At 32.1% G+C, this 20,384-nt stretch carries 13 protein-coding genes; 2 read left to right on the top strand and 11 right to left on the bottom strand.

All coding sequences use genetic code 11. The annotated features are described in order from the left end of the window. Nucleotides 1-283 precede the first annotated feature (283 nt). Complete coding sequence (locus I130_RS00955; protein ID WP_034917715.1) at nt 284-2,638, bottom strand: TonB-dependent receptor; 2,355 nt, start codon at nt 2,636-2,638, stop codon at nt 284-286. 113 nt (nt 2,639-2,751) lie between these two features. Here I130_RS00955 and I130_RS00950 point away from each other — a divergent pair, with 113 nt between their 5' ends. Beyond that, on the top strand, nt 2,752-3,987 hold the full coding sequence (locus I130_RS00950; protein WP_034917710.1) for a hypothetical protein: 1,236 nt from the start codon (nt 2,752-2,754) through the stop codon (nt 3,985-3,987). A gap of 542 nt (nt 3,988-4,529) precedes the next feature. Here the strand turns inward: I130_RS00950 and I130_RS00940 are convergent. From I130_RS00940 to I130_RS00925, 4 genes are all read right to left on the bottom strand, one after another. Next, nucleotides 4,530-4,982: a Gmad2 immunoglobulin-like domain-containing protein gene (locus I130_RS00940; protein WP_051119575.1), complete on the bottom strand. Its 453-nt coding sequence runs from the start codon at nt 4,980-4,982 to the stop codon at nt 4,530-4,532. Between the two features lie 212 nt (nt 4,983-5,194). Further along, nucleotides 5,195-6,844 carry an NACHT domain-containing protein gene (locus tag I130_RS00935; RefSeq protein ID WP_198012024.1) on the bottom strand — a complete coding sequence of 550 codons (1,650 nt, stop codon included), beginning with the start codon at nt 6,842-6,844 and terminating at the stop codon, nt 5,195-5,197. 698 nt (nt 6,845-7,542) lie between these two features. Then, nucleotides 7,543-11,211 carry a hypothetical protein gene (locus I130_RS00930; protein ID WP_034917704.1) on the bottom strand — a complete coding sequence of 1,223 codons (3,669 nt, stop codon included), beginning with the start codon at nt 11,209-11,211 and terminating at the stop codon, nt 7,543-7,545. A gap of 3 nt (nt 11,212-11,214) precedes the next feature. After that, a complete protein-coding gene (locus tag I130_RS00925) occupies nt 11,215-15,000 on the bottom strand; it encodes a class I SAM-dependent DNA methyltransferase (protein ID WP_051119573.1) in 3,786 nt (1,261 codons plus the stop codon). Nucleotides 15,001-15,389: 389 nt separating this feature from the next. Between I130_RS00925 and I130_RS00920 the strand changes: the two genes are divergently transcribed. Continuing rightward, nucleotides 15,390-16,007, top strand: coding sequence for an SOS response-associated peptidase (locus I130_RS00920; RefSeq protein WP_034917700.1), 618 nt, complete (start codon nt 15,390-15,392; stop codon nt 16,005-16,007). Nucleotides 16,008-16,229: 222 nt separating this feature from the next. On the opposite strand, the gene I130_RS00915 is transcribed toward I130_RS00920, so the two are convergent. From I130_RS00915 to I130_RS00890, 6 genes are all read right to left on the bottom strand, one after another. Then, nucleotides 16,230-16,631 carry a hypothetical protein gene (locus tag I130_RS00915; RefSeq protein WP_034917697.1) on the bottom strand — a complete coding sequence of 134 codons (402 nt, stop codon included), beginning with the start codon at nt 16,629-16,631 and terminating at the stop codon, nt 16,230-16,232. A gap of 104 nt (nt 16,632-16,735) precedes the next feature. Next, a complete protein-coding gene (locus I130_RS00910; protein WP_034917694.1) occupies nt 16,736-17,098 on the bottom strand; it encodes a DUF4878 domain-containing protein in 363 nt (120 codons plus the stop codon). Nucleotides 17,099-17,106: 8 nt separating this feature from the next. After that, complete coding sequence (locus I130_RS00905) at nt 17,107-17,892, bottom strand: DUF4138 domain-containing protein (RefSeq protein WP_316928437.1); 786 nt, start codon at nt 17,890-17,892, stop codon at nt 17,107-17,109. Nucleotides 17,893-17,988: 96 nt separating this feature from the next. Further along, on the bottom strand, nt 17,989-18,918 hold the full coding sequence (gene traM / locus I130_RS00900) for a conjugative transposon protein TraM (protein ID WP_034917689.1): 930 nt from the start codon (nt 18,916-18,918) through the stop codon (nt 17,989-17,991). Further along, nucleotides 18,908-19,522: a conjugal transfer protein TraK gene (locus I130_RS00895; RefSeq protein ID WP_034917685.1), complete on the bottom strand. Its 615-nt coding sequence runs from the start codon at nt 19,520-19,522 to the stop codon at nt 18,908-18,910. Before I130_RS00895 ends, traM begins: the two co-directional genes overlap by 11 nt. 19 nt (nt 19,523-19,541) lie before the next feature. Continuing rightward, entirely contained in the window at nt 19,542-20,384 is an 843-nt protein-coding gene (locus tag I130_RS00890; RefSeq protein ID WP_034917682.1) for a hypothetical protein, read from the bottom strand.

Raw genomic sequence — 20,384 nt, 5'->3', positions numbered from 1 at the left:
TTATTGATTAAGGTTTAAGAATGTCACTAATAAAATTAATGGCATAATATTATTTGAAATTTAAATCCAGAACCTCCGGGCAAACCCGCCCGAATGGGCAGGCCTACGAGGTAGGAAATAAAATACTCTTAAAACTTGAGGCAAGGCCTCGGAATTAAACCCTTAGTAAGGGATTAAAATGATTTCAGATAAATATAAAAACTCAGTTTTTCTATATTTAGAATCATTGTTATCAGGTTCTATGAGGGAAGTGATCTCCAATTTTAACCGGACAATATTGTTTTTAGAACTTATAACTAAGGTCTACGCCAAAAGTAGCAGGCTGCCCTTTCCATGTTAGATCTCCACTTCCATTAGAAAAGTTTTGTCCAAAATATTCTGTTATGTATTCTTGATCTAAAATATTATTCCCAAATACATTGATAGACAAATCACTAAATGTTAATCCTAGTCTGGCATTTAACAAGTTATATGAAGAGGAAACTGCTTCATTATCTTCATGCCAATAAATCTTTCCAGTTCCTTTTAAAGAAACATTTCCATTAAAAACTACTTTCTCTGTAAGATCAAAATTAGACTCTAATGCTACATTAAAACTGTTTTGCGGAATTAGAGGTGTGTTTTTATCATCTACACTAAAAGTTTCATTAGTACCTACACTATAAGTTGAAGTTCCTTCAACAATAATAGATTTACTAAGCCCATAGCTGGCAAGAATATCTAAGTAGTTTGATGTTCTTAACTTAAGATCTAATTCAAGCCCATATGATTTACTTTTTGGAAAATTAAAGTTACCAATCAAGATATTACCTTGTCCACCATCTATTAATAAAGCATATTGTTGTTGGTTTTCAAAATCTATATAATAAGTGGCAAGGTTAAAAATTATACGATCATTCCATAAACTATTTTTTATTCCAATTTCATAATTGTCAGTTATTTCAGCCTCATAATCTTTATTAAAACGCACCGTATTGTCTTGATTAAATCCACCACTTCTATACCCTCTTCCATAATTTGCATAAATTAGTGTATTCTCTGTTGCTTGTAAAGACAAAGACAATTTTGGTTGTAATTGAGAGTCTGTTTTACTAGAGTTAGTACCAAGAGTTCTATTATCTTGTTTTATATTATCATTATCATATCTAAGTCCGGCAGAAACTGTAAACTTATCTGTTACCTTATAATCTATAAATCCAAATGCTGCTATAGTTGAATAGGTATTTGTAAAGTCTGAAGTTGCAAAATCAGATTGTGTTCCGGTAGGTGCAAATGGAGGAGCGAAAAAACCAAAATCTGCAGTTGCCTCTGTATATAATAATTTTTCTGTGTTTTGATAGAAAGTTCCTAAATCCCAGGAAATTTTACTATTCGATTTATTTGTGGAACTTAATTTGATTTCTTGATTAAAAGTTTCTGAATCACTATCTTGATTCTGTCTAAGAATATCATTAGATGAAAAATCTAAATCTCCTACATGATTTCTATCACTTTTATTATAGGTAGTAGAAGAGGTTAGTTCGGTTTTTTCGAAATTAAAATCCAATTTTAAATTTCCATAAGAACCTTTTAAAGTAGATTTTCCAAATTGATCTGCAACAATTGCCTGATTATCAAAGTCATCTGGAGCAAAATTTGGAGATGTAATCCCACTTGCGTAATATACAGCACCACCTTCTGTGTCCATTATTTGACCAGTAAGAGTAGCTGACATGTTATTGGATAAACTTGCTTTTAATTGCCCTCTAAGTGTTAGATCCTCAATATAATCTACTGGCTTATTTAAAAATTCGTTATCTATAACTCCGTCTCCTTTTTTATATGAACCTGATACTCGATAGAACAACTTATCTTTAACAATTGGTCCAGTTGAAGAAAGTTGTGATTTAAATAAATTTCCACTAGCATAACCCACTGCTACTTTATTACTAAACTTATTTGTTGGCTGGTTGGTTACAATATTGATTGCGCCTGCTATGGCGTTTTTGCCATATAAAGCTCCCTGAGGCCCTTTTACTATTTCAATTAATGCGAGATCAAATAATTCTTGATTAAGCAAATTTGCGTCTGGTAAAGTTACCCCGTCTATTACAAAAGCTACTGGAGATTCTCCATTTCTAATATGGGAGATTCCTCTTACAGTAATAAAGTTATTACCTACCCCTTGGGAGGTGGTAAAATTAACATTAGGGATTTGATCAGCAAAAGTATCAACATTCGTAATTCCTTTTGTTTCAATTTCCTTGGATGTTAAAGTAACTACAGATTCTGGTGTAGTTTGAACAGACTCTGCTCTACGCCTTGCCTGGCCGATAACTCCAGAAAATCCTTGTACTGTAACCTCGCTAAGTTGTTGTGAATCTGCTTCTAGAGTAATTTGATAATTTGTTGCTGAAGTAAGTTGAATTTCTTTAGTAGAATAACCTAAAAAAGTGATAATCAATGTAGTTGCCTCTTCTGAAACTGATAATTCAAAGTTTCCATTAAAATTTGTAACAGTTCCTTGATTTGATCCCTTTACACTAACAGTTGCTCCCGGTAAAGGGTAATCAATTGATTTAACATTCCCATTAACAGTTTTCTGTCCTAGCATGATTGCAGGAATAAGTAACAATACAAGAGTAAATTTTTTGATCATTTTATACGGTATTAGTTAATATTTTAGAAATATAGGAAGATGTATTCCTGTTATACTTATTTCCAAATACTAAATTGTATTTTTATAATTCCAATTTCAAAATTGAGAAAATAATGGAAAATGATAAATTGTTGATTTCTGAACAACTATCTCTTACAAAACATTGCTTTGATAAATTAGTAATAGCAATTATCAATAAGTTCAAGGCAAAATACAATACAAAGACCATTAACGATTCTCAGTTATTCGGATTTGGAAGTTATAATGAGATCAAACCAAATTTAAAAAGTGAATTTGAGGAATTAAGCATTGGATATGTAAACGGAAAGTATTTATATAACAAAAATCGAGAATTAAAACAGGGCAGTCCTATAATTAAATTGAATAGAGAGTATAAGCAATTATTTTTCAGCTATTTAGGATATGATAGTGTAGAATCATTTTTGGAGAATGAAGTACTTGATAAATTAGAATTGGAAAAGCAGTTTTCTTTAATTCAAGCTTCACACTCTAATGAAGACTATTATTATTGTGCATATTACTTTGGGGAAGATCAAAAGATGACCAAGGGAAAATTAATTATATACAACAATTGGAGTAATGTAGAATTAAGGTTTGTTTATTTTGATGAAAAAGACGTTAAGTCTGAATATATTTTCTACGGTGTTATTAAAATAAGTGAAGATTTTATGTTTATTCACACTAAATATATTGCAAATAACACTAAAAAGGAAGGCGCTAATTTTACTTTTTTTATTGGAAAATCAACCCCAGCCGAACGAAATTATTTAATTGGTACTTATTCAGGTTTTGATAAATATAATAGAGCGATAGCCGGAAAAATGATTCTCGAGAAGTTTGCTGATAAAAAAGCTATGGAAAGTGAATTTGCTACCCGTTATGTAGATCCCTTACTTACACAAGAATTGAGAAGAGAGAGAATTATAGTTGAAAGTCATGTTCCAAACCATTCTTCCAAAATCTCTAATAAAAGCCCTTATGCATCATTATTTTCTAAATTATCAGGAAATTATTATTTTTCATTTTATGATAACGGTGAGAAGAAGCTATATTCTTTAGAGCTTTCTATTGATCCACATAATTATAAGATCTTGAGTAATAATCTCAATTTAATAATTGAAAACGATATTGTAAAATTAATTAATCGAGGGCAAAATGTATATTTAGATTTTGAAGTTAATGGTGTATCATATTTGCAGAAGATTAGTATGTATATTAAAATGTATTATTTAATGAATTTTGAAAATGAAGTATTTGGAGTATATAGCGGTATTGATTTAAATAATAATCCAATTAATGGAAAAGTGAAAATTGAAATTAGAGAGTAATATATTGACTCTTCATTATGCTTCTTAAAATTAAACAAATGGTACGCATATTCGAAGACACTCCAGGGTTTTTAAATTGAATATAATTATTGAGGGTTTCATATTCGCTATATTGACAACTTTCTGGACCAGGGCTATCTTTTCTGATTTTAAAAGTTCTAGGTTGCGTAGTAAATTCCTCTTTGTCCCAACTCATTTTTATAACTTAAATCTGTAAAGTCATTGAAAGGAACCAAGATTTTTAAAAATCATTAAGACTATAGGAACTCGTCAAATCTGGATCGCAACAACTTGAAAATCCCAGGAATGTGGATAGAATTATTCCTCTATGTTTGATTGTCATTTTTATAATTTTTGGTAACAGACTTGGTCAAGGAAATTAGCTTGGAGTAGAGACACGTTCTTGTCGGCTTTATTGTTTTGTTACCTAGTCTCTAAAAAATCGCCTTAAATTCTTGTGTGAGCTATTTGCTGGGAACCCTAGTTATGGGCTGACTTAACCTTCTAGGTTTATGTTTCTATTATAGCTGCCGTTTGCTTAATTATTTCAAAGGTATTTGCAATTCATATTGACGACTTCCATCTTTTGCGCTAATTTCAAACAGTACAATATTTAAAGTTGAGTTATCTCTTTTTTTGTGAGCTTCAATTGTAAAGTCAAATTTACCCCATTCAGGCGCGCCAGCATCTGTCATTTCGTAACCTTTTTTTAATTCATAATGACCATCTTCTATCACCCAATTAAAATTTGCTTCAAAAATTTGAGCTTCTCCTTGAAAACGGAATTTATTCGATGCTATTTTTTCAACTGTAACTTTGCGAAATCGTTGATTAGCATATTTCTCCGCAATTTCCTTTTTGGTTTTTATAGGATTATCTATTTGAGTTGAATCGCCGGAAATCAATACGTCATTTACCTTTAATTTTTCATCCTCTTTTTGATGATCATTACACGAAAAAAGAAGCAATATTATAAAACACGTTATAAATTTCATAGAAATAGATTTTCGTTTAAATCGATACATTCCTTAAAATAGTTCAAGTCTAATTAATCCGCTTAAACGTAAAGACCTTTAATACAAGAAATGTGATGTAGAGACGGATATCTTATCGGCTTTTTTGTTTTTTAATTGGTGTCTAAAATATCACTTTTCACTGGAACGCAGGCTATTTGCGCTTAACCGCTGTAATCTTTATAGGAGTTATTTTAACTAATTCTTAAAAGTTCATTTTCGATTGTTCTCCAATTATCTTTGGTAACAAGTATAGAAGCTTTTTTACAATGTATAAGAAAATTTAATGTTTTGAAATAGTCTAAAATGTTCTGGGTGGAAGACTGTTCAAAATCCAAAAATTCTATATTTAACAATTTTAAAGTTTCGTTAGTAATATCAACAGAATTATCTTTCTGATATCTTTTTAAAACGAGATTAATGTACTTGCATATTTTACTTTCTATTTCCAGTTTATCTAAAAGTTCAATATATAAACTTAGGTGATGTTTTATATCAACTTTCTTTTCAATAATCCATGAGAAGTCAATAATTCTTCCAAGCTCATTATCAATATTGCTTATTATGCCAATAAGCATCTTTGTGCCTTTATATTTATCAATATTAGAACAGAATACTAGAACTAGAAATAAATCTGTAAATTTATTTTTTAGAGGTCGTTCATAATCATTGTCTATTAAGTTTATAGTTTTAATAAAAGTGTCTTCCTCTTTTATTAAAACTTTTGACCTTTCAGAAACTGCATTTAACAACTTATCTGAACCAGTTTTCATAATACCAGATAAAAGAATAAAAATTTCTCTCCATTTAGAATTACCCAAATGCTTTTTCATTACATCATCTAATAATCTATAATCGTCAATATATTTAGCTACAAAATATTCTTGAAAAGTTAAATGAGAGAAAGAATATATATTTTTGGCTCTCTCTAATAATATACCTTGTTGAATTGAAATGGCTTTTAATATGTCGGAACCATCTAAATATTTTGGAGCATTTAAGTTATTACTCATAAATTCTGATATAAACTGAGACAAATCAATCTTGTTAAAAAAATATTCCTCTTTTATATAATAATTGTAAGCAATATGAGAGAGTAATAATTCTTCGAACGGTAAAGTCATGTCTTTATAAATAGGATTATTATGAATCCTTTTAGAAGCATTCCATTCTTTTAATTGAACATCAATAGCTTCTTTATATAATAATGACCGATTGGAAGGAAAATCCTGTTGATAATTATAGACTAGACACAACAGGGTTAGCATTAGAGGCGATTGAGCTAGTTCCATTGTAGCATGCATGTCCGGACTTGAAAGTTTTTTCCAACATTCATCTGAGATATCTTTAAAATCTCTATTTTCTTTACTTTTCTCTTTAAACCATTTTTTAATAAAATTCTCAATTTGTTTTCTATCAAAATTGGCAATTTCAATATTGGTAAAATTGTTTAAGCCTCCCTTATAGGCTGCTATTCTGCAAGAAACAACAAATTTGTTGCGAGAATATTTGTCGCTAAAGTCACGAATTTCATTTAACGTTTTTGCTTCTAGATCTTGTGGAATTTCATCCAAACCGTCAAATAGCAAAAGTAATTTTCCCTCTTTCAAACTCTTTTCAAGAAACTCGGGTGGGTTTGGGAAATTAGCTATATCGAGTTCATTTAATATCAATTGATATAGATCATTTTCATTATCAATATTTTTAAGTTCTATTAATACTGGGAGGAAATTTTTCAAAGCCTTGTTTTGCCCTTTAAGACTTTCAAAACCAATTTTCTTTAAATATGTAGACTTTCCGCCGCCTGGAGCACCTAAAACCATTAGCCTATTTTCTCTTTCCACAGTTTTAATCCCATCAGATTTATTTTCTTCAATGACTTGTAAACTCCTATTGGTTTCAAGACTTTCCTTAAAGGACTCCATTAACTTGATTATGGATGCATATCTATCGTTTCCATTGGAATCTAACATTTCAATATCAATAAATACGTTGTTTAAATGCATTGGTTTACTCATTCCTAAAACTTGAATATGACCATATCTATTAAAAAAATTTATCAAATATTTTGTAGATATACTATGGAAATAGTTACTATTATTCTTAACCTTCTTATTGATTAAATCTTTGACATCACCTCCGAACGATTTTGAAATTTCAAAAATTAATTTCCCAAATTGTTCTGCACTTTCTTGAATTATTTCATCCATTTTTTATATAAAAATTTGAGGTATTGAGTACAACTCGTTATACTTTATCTATTTTATTTCACAAACTCAACTTGTTCAGGGATAAGAATATTTTTAAAATTCTTTCTATTCTGAAATTAGAATCTATCCTACATCATACACTCTCAACAATCCCAATTTATCCATTGTCTCTAATTTTTTAAGAAATCATGAATCGCCAATAAAACTCCATTTTTCTAAGAACTTTCAACTATGGAAATTTCCTCCTCCGTTAAACCATAAAGCCGATAAACAAGTGGGCGAGATTTTGGGATCTAGACATCGGACTTTAAATTGATAATGATACATTCAATCTATTTACCATGTTTATATATACGATACTTTTTACCATCAGATTTCTTAGAACTAATAATCCCTTCCCTCTCTAGAGTTTCCAATAAAATTGTTGTGTCTCGATCTTTAGGGATTGATGGTCTTGAGGAACTATCAGCCAACTCCTTAAAAGGACTTTTCATATTGCTCAGATAAGATTGCATTTGTTCCTTAGATAATTTACCAGAAATTCGGTTAAAAAGTTTGATGGAACGATCAATTTTCAACTGAACATCAAGAAGTAGAAAAATAATTTCAGTCGGCACATAAAATTCCTTCTCATCTATAAGTAGGCTAGCTATAATTTGAAGCAACTGAAGATCATTATTAAAGTTTGAAGATTCTTGAAATTTAAATAGTTCCGCTTTTTCAGAACTGCTGAATTTGGAAGTAGTTAAAACCTGTTTTAATTCTCTTGTGTTAATTTTGTATTTGTCTGGATCATTTAAAAAATCAAATGAAAATTTTTCCAATAGTACAATAACTAAAGATGGAGCTTCCTTCCGCAGTTCATTTAAATTATCTTCCGATAATAAAAGAAGACCTTGGTCAATTAGAATTTTAATTTTCTCCTCTTCAATGTTTTCTAAAACAAGATTATCATATTTTAGGAATTTTCTAATTAGGAGATCATATTGTTCATTATTTATTTTAGAACTATTTAATATAAGAACTTCTAAATTTTCAACAAGAAGGTTTTCTTCCGTTAATGTTTGTTTACCCAGGGCTTCAGCAACTTCCCTTATATTCAAGTAATTTATTATAAGTTCTGGCAACTCTATGGGTGTCTTAGATTCGAAGAATTTGTGAACAAAATAATCCAAATTAATCCAGCTAGGTAGCAACTTTTGTTCATTGAACAAAAGCTTTACAAGTTCAAAATTTTCAACTTCTGAAACCTTGGAAATTTTTGTGATTTGCTTTTGTATTAAACTTACTTTATTATCAAAAGTAATGGACGCAGAATTAAGAAGTATCAAATAATATTGCTCATCCTCCACTTCATTCTGTGGAGTTTTCAAAGTTATAGAACTAACATATTTATCCAAGTTGTCTTGAACATATTGGTGCATCTTACTTAATAGGGGATCTTTTGAAATAATAGAATAAGGGCATTTTAAAAAATTTTCTCCCTTACTTTTAGTTCTGTTTTCATGTAACCCTACAAGCATTGATTGGGTAAATGCGTAATGATTGTTATCATAAATAAAATCTAGCATTTCATTATTGGTCCCTTGGAAATTAATGTTTGCCAGTTTTATTTCAGATCCTTTTAATATCTTTTGTAATCTGTCTTGGTTTTCAATCCTATTTAAGAAATTATCATCACTTATTATTTGTGCTTTAAAGTGGGATTTTTCGATCATCTCATGAAGTATTGGTAAATCTGCATATTTAAGAAGCAACTCATATAATAACTCTTCTTGATCTTCTGTTTTGGCACCAAAAGTCAGAAATTCGTCCCATAGTAATATATTACGATGTGATATTTCTTGGATGAATATTTTCAGATTAACCGAATTAGAAATAAAATAAATGATATAATTTAAAGCGGCTTCCTCACATTTAGCAATTGAATTAAATAATAAATCTTTTTCAGCTTTATATCCATTCTGAATCAATAAAAAATCTGTTAAATCTTTATTATAAACATGTTTTGATTCCAAATTTCGCTGATTGAGAAATCCAATAACACCTACGATTTTATCAAGCTTTATATCAAATTCCAGATTTTTGGAATTTTTTACATCTTGAATAAATTTAAAATCATTTCTCGTAATCCTTTCTTCATAGAAGATTGATATGTATGTAAAGTAGTCTTCATCAATAAATCCATTAGTTACCAAAGATTTTAAAAGCCCTCCTTTTTGATTTACTATTTTTTCAAGCTCCCCTTTTACTGTTTCTTTTTGAGAAATAGAAGTGAGATAATTTATGAGGGTATTATCAATTATTTTCTCCGTGATTACCTCACTTAAATTGGCTTTGTTAACTTCTGATATTTTAGTTTTAAGTGCGGAAATTTTATTTCTATTAATTGAAATTTGGTTATTGGACCTACTGGAAATTAACGACTCACGTTCCTTATACGACCTTAACGAATCAACTTTTTTTTCTATTTCTTCAAATCTGATTGGAAAATCTCGTGCTCCGTGATTCTGAAAAACATATTTTACCCGATTATGAATCAGTGCATCAAAATTTTCTTCTGTCTTCATTTCAACAATCGATAAATTTCGATGTCCAAGCCAAAATGACTTAAAACTAAGATTAGGATTACTTTCAAGACTTTCGACAAAATGCAATAGATAAATAGAACGAAGTTCTTTTAAATCTACAAGAAAATGTTTTTCAATTTTCTCAACTTCACTTCTTAATTCTAAAATTTCCTTTTCCAATTCTTTCCCAAAATCAGCTATTATTTCTACTTTCTTTTCAAAAAGAGCGTGCAATAACCCCTGATTTTGGGATAGAAGTGCAAAATCATCTGGCAAAAGATTTTTGTAAATAATAACAGCCAATATCTTATCTCGACTCACATCTGGAATCTTGGAATCATATATTAAAAATTCATTAAATATGTTAAGTAAGAGCCGCATATCATCAATGTAAATTGCTAACTCGTTAATTAATGTGTTGCTCACCTCCAAATGATGATCTTTTTTTATTTTAAGCAACTTGTCTATAGAATTATTCACATTAACAACCGGAATAATAGGTAAAATGAAATCAAAAAATTTGGTTCGATCTTTTTTATTCTTAAACTGATCATCTTTTATGGCATATATAAACACAATATGTAAACTCTTCGTGATTTCAGAGTTGTTGAGAATAAGATTAATCTCTCGAAGCTTCGTGAAAATTTCAGTAGTCTCAAATCGATCAATATCTTCTATAATGACAACTTGATATTTCGTTTTTTTAAAAAAATAGATTATTTCATCTATATATTTATTGAGCACTGATAAATCATCATTTTTTTTAGCCAAATCAACCTCTAAATTTTTTACGCTCAATTTATTTAAAGTAAGACTTTTAAGTCTCCAAAGGATAAGAAGAATTACTGTTATACCTGAAATTACAAAACTATTAGAGATTTGTTTATTTGTCAATTCCCATCCTAAGGAAGTGTTGATTTCCTTGAAAAAGAATAAGGATAATGATAGCACGAAAAAAACTATTGGTATTGCAAATAGGAGATATTGAAAAGTTAAGTTTTCCGGTATTTTGCTGAACCGAGAATTTGGGATTTTATTATCCCTTACATTATAAAAAATTTGTTGCAAAATACTTTCTTCAATCTCCTTTATAGTATCTTTAGTAACATCGGTTGTGTCAAAATCTTTAAAAGTGGCAAGAGATAGAGAAAGGAAATTAAATTTATGATTATAGTGTGCAATAAAATTTTTAATAACACTACTTTTTCCTGAACCGTAATATCCGGTTATGGCGATATTTTTAATGTCTTCATTTTTCCTATTACTCAGAGCCCAATCCAGAGCCTCATGATAAATTTTAGGATTGTCAATTTCTACTGTTGGAGCAAGAGATTTGAATCTTGAAGATTTACTCGTTTTAGTCAATGAATCAATCATTGCTTGACATGATTTAATGATTTTTTTTAGGAGTTTGATTTTGGTATTCTTCATATTCTAATTGGCTTCTATAATCTCGATTTCCTCCTCCGTCAAACCATAAAGTTGGTAAACCAACTGGTCGATTTCAGTTTTTAACCTTAAGGCATCCAATTCTTCATCTTCTTTTTTGATCAATTGATTTACTTTATAGCTTATTTCTTTATGTAAGTTGGTGTTGTAAACTACTGGAAAGGTTTCAACATACGCTTTTGACATTGAAAAATATCCACCTCTCATTTTTGAGACAATAAAATCGAAATAGAATTTTGCAACACTAGAATTTAGAACACCCATTAATCCTGAATCAAACATTGGAGTAAAAAAGCAAGTTTTATTCAAATAAAAACCAGAAGGCACTAAGCAGAACTGGTTGTCTTGAGATGTTTCGGGCCATACCAGTTTGTTCTTTTCAAATTCTTCATAATAATCACAAGCTCTTAGCTCCCACCAAAATTTCCCTTTATCAGAACGTTTCTTGGCCTTATCTTCAAATTTTTCGAGGTGTTGCATAATAGCTGGAAATGCTTTACTGATTTGAAGAAAAGCTGCATTTTCGTTTAATTCCCCGAACAGTTTATGAGTTTGTCCGTTTTTAAAAAGAATAAGATACTTATTACTTTTAGGTTTTTGATATTTCTTAATATCTCGTCCAGCTAAAAAAGGTTTTATTATATCAGCAGATTTTGGGTCTTCCTTTATTAGGTTATCCTTAATTAGCTCATCGATAATAAAGGCTTCGTTAAGTCCTGTCAAGATTCCTCTATTAATAGTTCCATTTACATATGCTCCGAATGGTTTTCCTTCCTTACGTAATTTTTTCAAGAGATTCTGCACTTTTATATCAGTAAGGCTCCATCCATTGCTTTGGAGAAGTCTACTATCTACTAGAAATAACTTATCAATCAGAAAGTGACCTAATTCATTCTCAAAAGAAAGCGTCTCTATATTTGCGCTTTGAAAATAATGATCTGCTGTTGATTTATTAACTTCTAATATACAGGGATAAGTAGTTGCTTCTTCAAAAACTGGAAGGTCTCCAAAATTCAATATTTTTTCAATTTGAAATTTTAAAAGATACTTGCGCAAATTCAAACCATATCCAGCTCTCATCCATTTGTTGGGAAGAATATAAATAAATTGCCCTCCTTTCCGAAGTACGGAAAGACCTCTTTCCACAAAATAAACGTAGAGATCAGCTGTTCCTAAATAAGTTTTATATATGATTTCAAGATAAGGCTTCACTACTTTTAATTCCTCCTGACGTATATAAGGCGGATTCCCAATCACCACATCAAAGCCAATATAATCCCCTGCATCATCCAGTACTTCCGGGAACTCAAAGCGCCATTCAAAAGCGTTTTCGTAGATTTTGTTATCCTTGATCTCCTGAATTTCGATTTCCAGTTTTTTGCTGTCTTTGGAGAGTTTTTCCAGCTTTTTGTTCCAAGTGGCCTTTTCCCGCTTGGACATCTCGAACATCTGAGTTTGGTTGGTCAAAAGGAATAACTCCCCTTTAACTTTTTGCAGGCGTTTTACCTTGGGATCGTTGGAGGAGATCTCGCTCCTAAAGTCATTCTTGATGTCATGAATGATCTTTTCCATCTCCCGCTTCTGTTCCTTGTTTTCGGCATTACGGTAGGTGTCTACAGCCACACGGTAACTGTCAATACTCCATTTGCTCTCCTTCAGCGCCTTGCTTAAATCGGCATCCAGATCGAAGCGACTGATAAGGGAATTCCCACATTTGATGTTGATATCTATATTCGGCAGCGTTTCCAGCTCCGTTTCGTTCTTGTAGTAAGCGTTCTTTAGCAATTCAATCCACAATCGAAGTCGGCAAATCTTAACTGAATTCGGGTTGATATCTACCCCAAAAAGGCAGTTTTCAATGATTTGCTGCTTTTCATGAAAAAGTGCTTCTTGTATTCGCTGGCTTTCTTTTCCGGAGGGATTGTATTCAAAGAGCTCGCCATCTTCATCGGTTACAATAAGTTCATCGTTCACCACTTCCACTTGGTATTCCTTGAGACGCCTTCCTGAGCGATCCTGCAGAATATTCAGATCGTTTTTAATTGCGATCATCTCATTGAGCGCAGAAACCAAAAAATGGCCCGAGCCAACAGCCGGATCACAGATCTTCAGGCTATTAATAAGCTCATTGGCTTCCTTACGGTCTTCTATATTATCATACAATTCTTCCAGATCTTTACACGCCCAGCCTTTGGTTTCATTGAACTTTTGCACCACCGCTTTCCTGATGGTCTCTCGGCACATATACATCGTAATAAACCCTGGCGTAAAGAAAGAACCGTCTTTATAACCATTAATCTTTTCAAAAATAAGTCCTAGTACAGAGGCGTTGATTAGTGTCTTGTTATCTTCCTGGATGCTCTCCCCTCCTTCACTGCTAAAATCGTAGGAGTTTAGGAATTTAAACAAATATTCCAGCGCATTGATTTCGCCGCTGCGCTTCTTTCCTTTCTTGTCCTTAAGAACCGTTCCACTGTAAATCGGTAGCATTTTATCATCCCGAAGGTTGCTAATAAACAGGGTTGCATGTTCTATATCTGTAGGTTCAAAAAGGGAACTGTTGAGATATGGTACCTTTTCAAAAAGCACTTTTACATCTTCATTTCGTTCAGAATGTTTTCTCGCCAGTACCTGAAAGAACAAACTATTAAGATCATCGTAATTATGGATCCTGTCCAGGCTTAAAAATTCGTAGGATTTATCTCCCTTCTGATAGGTGAGCAACTGTGCTTCCAGCAGCTTAAGGAATAATATCCTGTTTAGCCAAGTAATGCTTAGCTCTAGGCCTACATTAAAAAGCCGATCTTGGTGGGAATCACCAAATTGAGAAGCATTCGGCAATTGCCCAATTTTATCCATGCTGTCCAGTTGGATAATGGCATTTTCCAGAAAAGAACCGGTATTACGGTTTCCTTCTTTATGGCGTTCAATTAATTTCTTTCCGCCCTGTTTGGTTTCGGTGAGGCCAATTATATGCAACAATTCGCCATAAAACCGTTTATCAAGGCTGTTACTGTCATTGATAAATGGGAGTTTTAGCAGATGTTCGGGAGATAAAAGTTTGAAAAGGGCGATTAGCTTATTATCATCCTTGGGGTTATTGTTCCGCAAGGGCTTTTCATAGTTTCTGATATCAAAATAGGTGAATTCCACCTCGTGTTGCATTTCAGAAATAAAAGGTTCGGCTATTTCTTTGTAGAAAAAATCGGTAGTTTTTCCTGCTAGTCTTCCAGCTTCAAAATCTATAAACTGGCTTACCAGCCGCTTGTTTTGTGCAAAGGCCTTTTCAAAAATATTGGCATCAAAAATAAACCACTCATTGATATTAGTGGCGACCACATATTTTACTTCAAGATTCTTCTGTGATATTCGCTCCCTTAAATAATACAACACCAACTCCTGAAAAGCTTTTACGTTTAACTTTTCTTTGCTGAGCATCTCTGCCCTGTTTGTTGGTTTTTTTGCTTCAATAATAACACCAACGCTACTCTTGGCTTTGTTGCCATTATGGATAACAAGATCTGTTCGGCCTTTTGTATTTATAAAATGAGCAGGTTCGTAGTATGTTTTCTTAAGAAAATCTGTGACTAAGTTCTTGTGGAATTCTTCACTTTCGGTATCATTAGTCCTATCCAGTAATTGAATAAGATTCTCTTTGAATCGTTCGATCTGTGATCGGTTAGGCTTTACCTTTAAAAATGCCTTGTTAAGTGCTTTACGCGGCTTAAGTATATTTGTATTCCCTGAATTGATTGACTGTTCTGTCTGCATGCAGAAATGGGGGTTATTTTTATTAACAAGAAGCTTGTAGGGATGCTCTTGTTTCACACCTTGTTAATGAGTTCTTAAAAATATGAATTTTTGGGAGATATTTTTAAAAAACAGAATAAGAATTATCAACCCAACTTACCAGAGCAAAGTAAATTGGATAAAAGTCATATACTGAATCTACTTAATTGATGTTTCTGTAAAATAATTTATTAAAACCTCTCATTGATTTCGCATATTATATAATTTAGACATCTGATTCTCAAGTATTTTCAAGGCTGCACATTGTCATATTTGGTAAGGAAAAAAAATTACATTCTCTATGATCATGAAGGTTTTAAGGTTCTATTCATATTCAAAAATTGATTAAATTGTATGTTAAAAATTTCAATATGTGTTATCGCACAGAATTAAATTCTAAGTTATCTGCCATTGAGAGATCATTTGATGCTCGGTTCATAGAGCCTGAAGCCTATTCCCCCTTGGGTGAGATTAATGCTTTCACGTTTATTAAAACCCCAGTTATTACAGATGAAAATCAAGGAGAAATCCAATTGTATAATTGGGGTTTAATTCCATTTTGGGCAAAGGATGATAAGATTAAAAAAATGACTCTAAACGCAAGAATTGAAACAGTTACCGAGAAACCTTCCTACCGAGAGTCAGTAAGAAACCGCTGCCTGATTATTGCAGATGCCTATTATGAATGGCAATGGCTTAATGCTAACGGTAAGGAAAAACAGAAATTTTTAATTAGACGAAAAGATCAGGAAATTTTTGCATTTGCAGGAATTTATTCAAGTTGGAAAAATCCCACAAACAATGAACTTGTAAACTCCTACTCTATTGTTACAACCGAAGCCAATGAACTAATGAGTAAGATACATAACAACAAAAAAAGGATGCCCGTAGTGCTAAAAGAAAAAGATAGAAATAGATGGTTAGGTGGCGAAGAAGTTAGAAGTTTTGCTTTTCCGTATGATGTTAATCTAGAAGCTAGAGAAGTTTAAATTTGAAATACTTAAATCACATTATTAATTCAATCTTCGAAATAAATTAATTGAGTACTAATATTACTTATCAATCTAACTAAAGCCAAAAATATAATATTTTATATATTCCATTCTAAATATTAAATTCCTACCACTATTTCAAGTTGAATTGTTTCAAAATTTTCCTCTCAAACCATATTAAATTTATCTACACCTCATGCATTCCCCTTAAAAATAATTTTATTGCTGAAAAGGTTTTTCTTCCGCATCAATATAAAATCTGAAATGATCATCAGAATCATCAGTAAAAGAAGGTTGAATAATTAGGATTTCAGTGGTGACTTTTCGTTGTGGAATAAAAAGAATCGTTGGGTAAACCCCATCTGGAGAACTACAATTGTATATCATTATGGGCGGAATTGTCTGTTTTAACTCCTTGCTCAGAATTTTTAAAGTTTGAAGATCGTATCCAAAGTTAGTCTCTGTTTTAATTAGAATCGTTTCCTGTTCAATTGTTATAGTCCTATTTATAATTGACTTTTCTCCAGATTCCAAATTTTCTGTCATTGGAGAATAATAGATATCCTGCCCCAAGAAAGAAGATGTATAAAAAAGAATTATAAATGCTAGAACGATTTTCATAAGGATCATTGGACACTCTAAATTAGTAAAAATAGTCTTGCACTGGAAATACCACAATAGAGGATCCTAATATTCAAAAAAACAATGTTTCAGCTAGAAAAATTCTAAAACATTTTTTCTCTAACTCCACTCTCTGTAACCTTCCACATACCTTCATCCTTAATAAGTTTAAAGATCTCCGGTTTTTCCTCATAAGCGGTAGTGAATTTTACCCACGCATTGTTTCCATTAATGCTGTCGCGAATCAGATTAAAATTTGACTTTTTAACAGTATTCTCCTGAGTAAACAGTTCTTGCACATTTAGGAAAGATTCATAACTTTCAGAAGTAGTGTATTTCTTTAAGTCTGAATTTTGCTTTTGGTAAAAACTTTCTACCACAGTCTGAGCAGTTTCAGCAGGGCTCATTTGAGATTCCCCACAGGAAATAAAAGTGGTCAGAATCAAAATAAAAATTGAATTTCTCATGATAAGTTTTAATTAGGACTATTTATAAAACGCTGTTTAACTTTCAGTTTTAAATTTCGTTCACCATTTTTTTCGTTGAGATCTAGCATAACCACTTTATCATCTGCAATAGAAAATTTTGGCAGTACATAAATAAATCTGGCAGATTGACCTTCCTTAATTATCTCAGGCATTTGAAATTTCAGGGATGGCTCTTGAACCAGTTTTTGCATAGATTTCCTTTTTCCATTCTTCTCAGTTTGCACCGATAGTTCCAGAAAGTTTACTTCATAATCTATAGTAGATCTATTTTGAATTTCTAGCACAAAAAACAATTGCTCCTTCTCGAATACAATATTTTCTAAGCTTAGAACAATATCATTTTTTCGCTTTTTAATCTTTCCAATACCTTGCTTCTTTTCAATTAAATAAGAACAAAACTTCCTGAAATAATTTTCATTAGAATAGGATATGCTTTTAGCTGAATCCTCCTTCAAACCTTCATCTTTCTTGATGTCTTCATTATCTTCAGAAACCGGAATAACATTGCCTATACTATTGGATGCAGCAATAAAATAATTCAGTTTTTTAAGATCGTTGGAATACTTTACAATATACGAAAAAATAGCTCCTGAATCACTGATTACAAGCAAGTTACTTACTCTTCCAGGTGTGGCCTGCAGCAATCCGAAATGTTGTTCTTTCTCCCGATTATAAGTGAAAACAAAATTTTCTGAACCTGTAATTCCTTGCTGAATAGGAGAAGGAAAAAATAAGGCTACATTCTTATGATCATTAGCGTAAATAGTGTCCAATTTTAGACTCTGGCTGTATAATTTGAGCGAGGACAGAACCAATAGTATTATTAAAATTGCATTTTTCATTTCTTAAAAATTTAGTTTTTATAAGTTTTAATTAACCTGTTTTAAAATGAGCTTATAGTTATTGGTAATAGTCACTTTGATATTTTTATTATTTCTCTGAAAAATCTTTTTGATCCCTCCTACCTGCGGAACTCCTGCAATATTAATATCATCCACCACATCGCCAATTACTTCTCTAGTGGCATCTGCTCGAAAACTGTTCTCTATATAAATACCCTCACTTCCATCCTGAAGATCGTAAGCTTTCAGTTTTACCGGATGCTGATTGATATTCTCAATTTCGATGATCGCACGGTTGGGCTGAAAATGGATAAACCCATAAATAAGACTGTTCTTTTTAATAGCCAATCCATCGATTACTGTTTCTTTTACCAACCTCATACGCAATCGGCTATTCACCATAACCATTTGCTCCCCATCCACTTTTGCATAAATAAATTCTTCAGATTTTGGGATGGTTACAGTAGTATTCTTCAGCGGATTTGAACTAAAAAACAACTGATGTTCCAGGCCGATTTCCTTGCTGGCAATCTTATTTTCTTTATTCTGAATAAATGAGGTGTCCACAATTACTTCAGTAGAATTGGCCTTTTCAGTTACACTATTACGATAGCGGTTTTCAGTATAATTAATCCGTCCAGAATTATAGATGCTGTCCACAATCCGCTCTTTTTCCTTTTCCCTTAAATCAGGATCATAAAAACCAAGCGAATCTATCAGTTTTTCATCATAGATGCTTGGCGCGTTGGTTTCCCTTACCTCCTTAAGTGCATTGACCGCATCCAGCTTAGATTTGTATTCTTTCTGATCCTGTTTCAATTCAGGAACTTCAGTTTGTTCGAGGGTTTCAGACTCACTATCCCCATCCCCCATCACAATAACAGAATATGATATGATGAATATGAGGATCAATGCCAGCACACTCCCGAATACGATTTTGTTTTTCTCAATTTTCATTAGTTATCTTTTTTAAAGTGTTTTCAAAATAATTTGTGATTAGCAGTCCGTGGGTATTATTTGGGAAGTTCCTATCAACTTTAATCAGGTTTCCGGTGGAAACCAGTTCATAAGTATCCACAATAGAACCCCTATTGATTTCAAAAACTGTAGTAGTCCTGAATTGGTAAGGTTCCACTTCCAGATCTACTTCAGATTCTATGCTTAGAACATTCTGTACCAAAGAATACTGAAGCAAACGATTATAGACGCCATCTGCCTTTTTCTGACGGTATAAATTATCTACCGAACTATTCCCAAGCCATAGTGCTTTTTCAAGATTTCGTTCATAATTGCTAGCATCGATATCATAAAAATAGCGATGGAATAATTCCAGATGCGCCAGTGCCTCCACCTTCAGATTTTCTTTCTGACTCACCCATTTTAAAGGAATTACAGCTCCGTCGGAATTAATAGCAAAAGCATTATTTAAGGCCTCCTGATTTATTTGAAAAACAATCCATGCAGAAATTGAGGTGGAGAAAAATGCCATCAGAACAACGCTGATCACTACGAACCGATTGATTTTAAGTACCGAGTAAATATTTTTATAAGGTGTTTTCATTTCTTAGTTATTAATCTTTTTAAGATGTAAAGAGTTTAAGGGTGAATGAAGTTGCACGGGTATAAAGCTTGAATTTTAGAAATACGATAAAACCAATTGAGCCGGCTTCTACAATGATTTTTATAATACTATTATCTGATGATGAGCCCAGAAGGTTTGACCAAAAATTAATGTTGATCTCTGAATAAAGCGTATTCACGAAAATATTTACCAGAAAAAATGCCGGTACAAGCATGTACACCCCTGCATACAGTCTGAAAAAATTATAGGCCATCGTGCGGAATTTTTCAAAAACAGCGAGACTGATCACCAAAGGAAAAAAAGCTTGCATGATCCCTAGTAAAAAATACCTTTCCGCTAAAAACAACGGGTAAATAAAAAGATCCAGAACCCATAAAAACAGCCCTAAAACAAAAGAGATAACCTTTACCGGGTATAATGGAGTTACTAGGGCTTCATACAATAATGCCATTGCTTTCTTCGCAGCTTCCAGTGCACCTACGTCCTGTTCAATATCTATATCTTGAAGCTGCAGAGGGATGAGCGCGGGTGCCGTATCCCGATAATTAGATTCAACAGCCACCAAGATTCCGTCAAAAACTCCTAACACTTGGGTTGAAAAAATGACCAGCAGAACAACCGCAAAATTTTTAGCAAGTTCCCCGGGACTCAATCCCCAGGTGTAGCCTGAATTTTCCGCAATGCCTTCATTGTATTTTTTTAGAATATTCACCAGAAAAAATAGTACGCCAAGGCTTTTCATCCCTGTAATGGTATATTGGGAGAAATCACTGCTTTTTATAGTTTGAAAAACAGCGTCTACATATTCGAGCCCGATTCCTAAAAAAATAACTGCAGCCAT

It is taken from the genome of Gillisia sp. CAL575, assembly GCF_000403785.1.
Classification (GTDB): Bacteria; Bacteroidota; Bacteroidia; order Flavobacteriales; family Flavobacteriaceae; genus Gillisia.
Note: the sequence above shows the minus strand (reverse complement) of the source record. Positions and strands in the feature narration are given on the sequence as shown.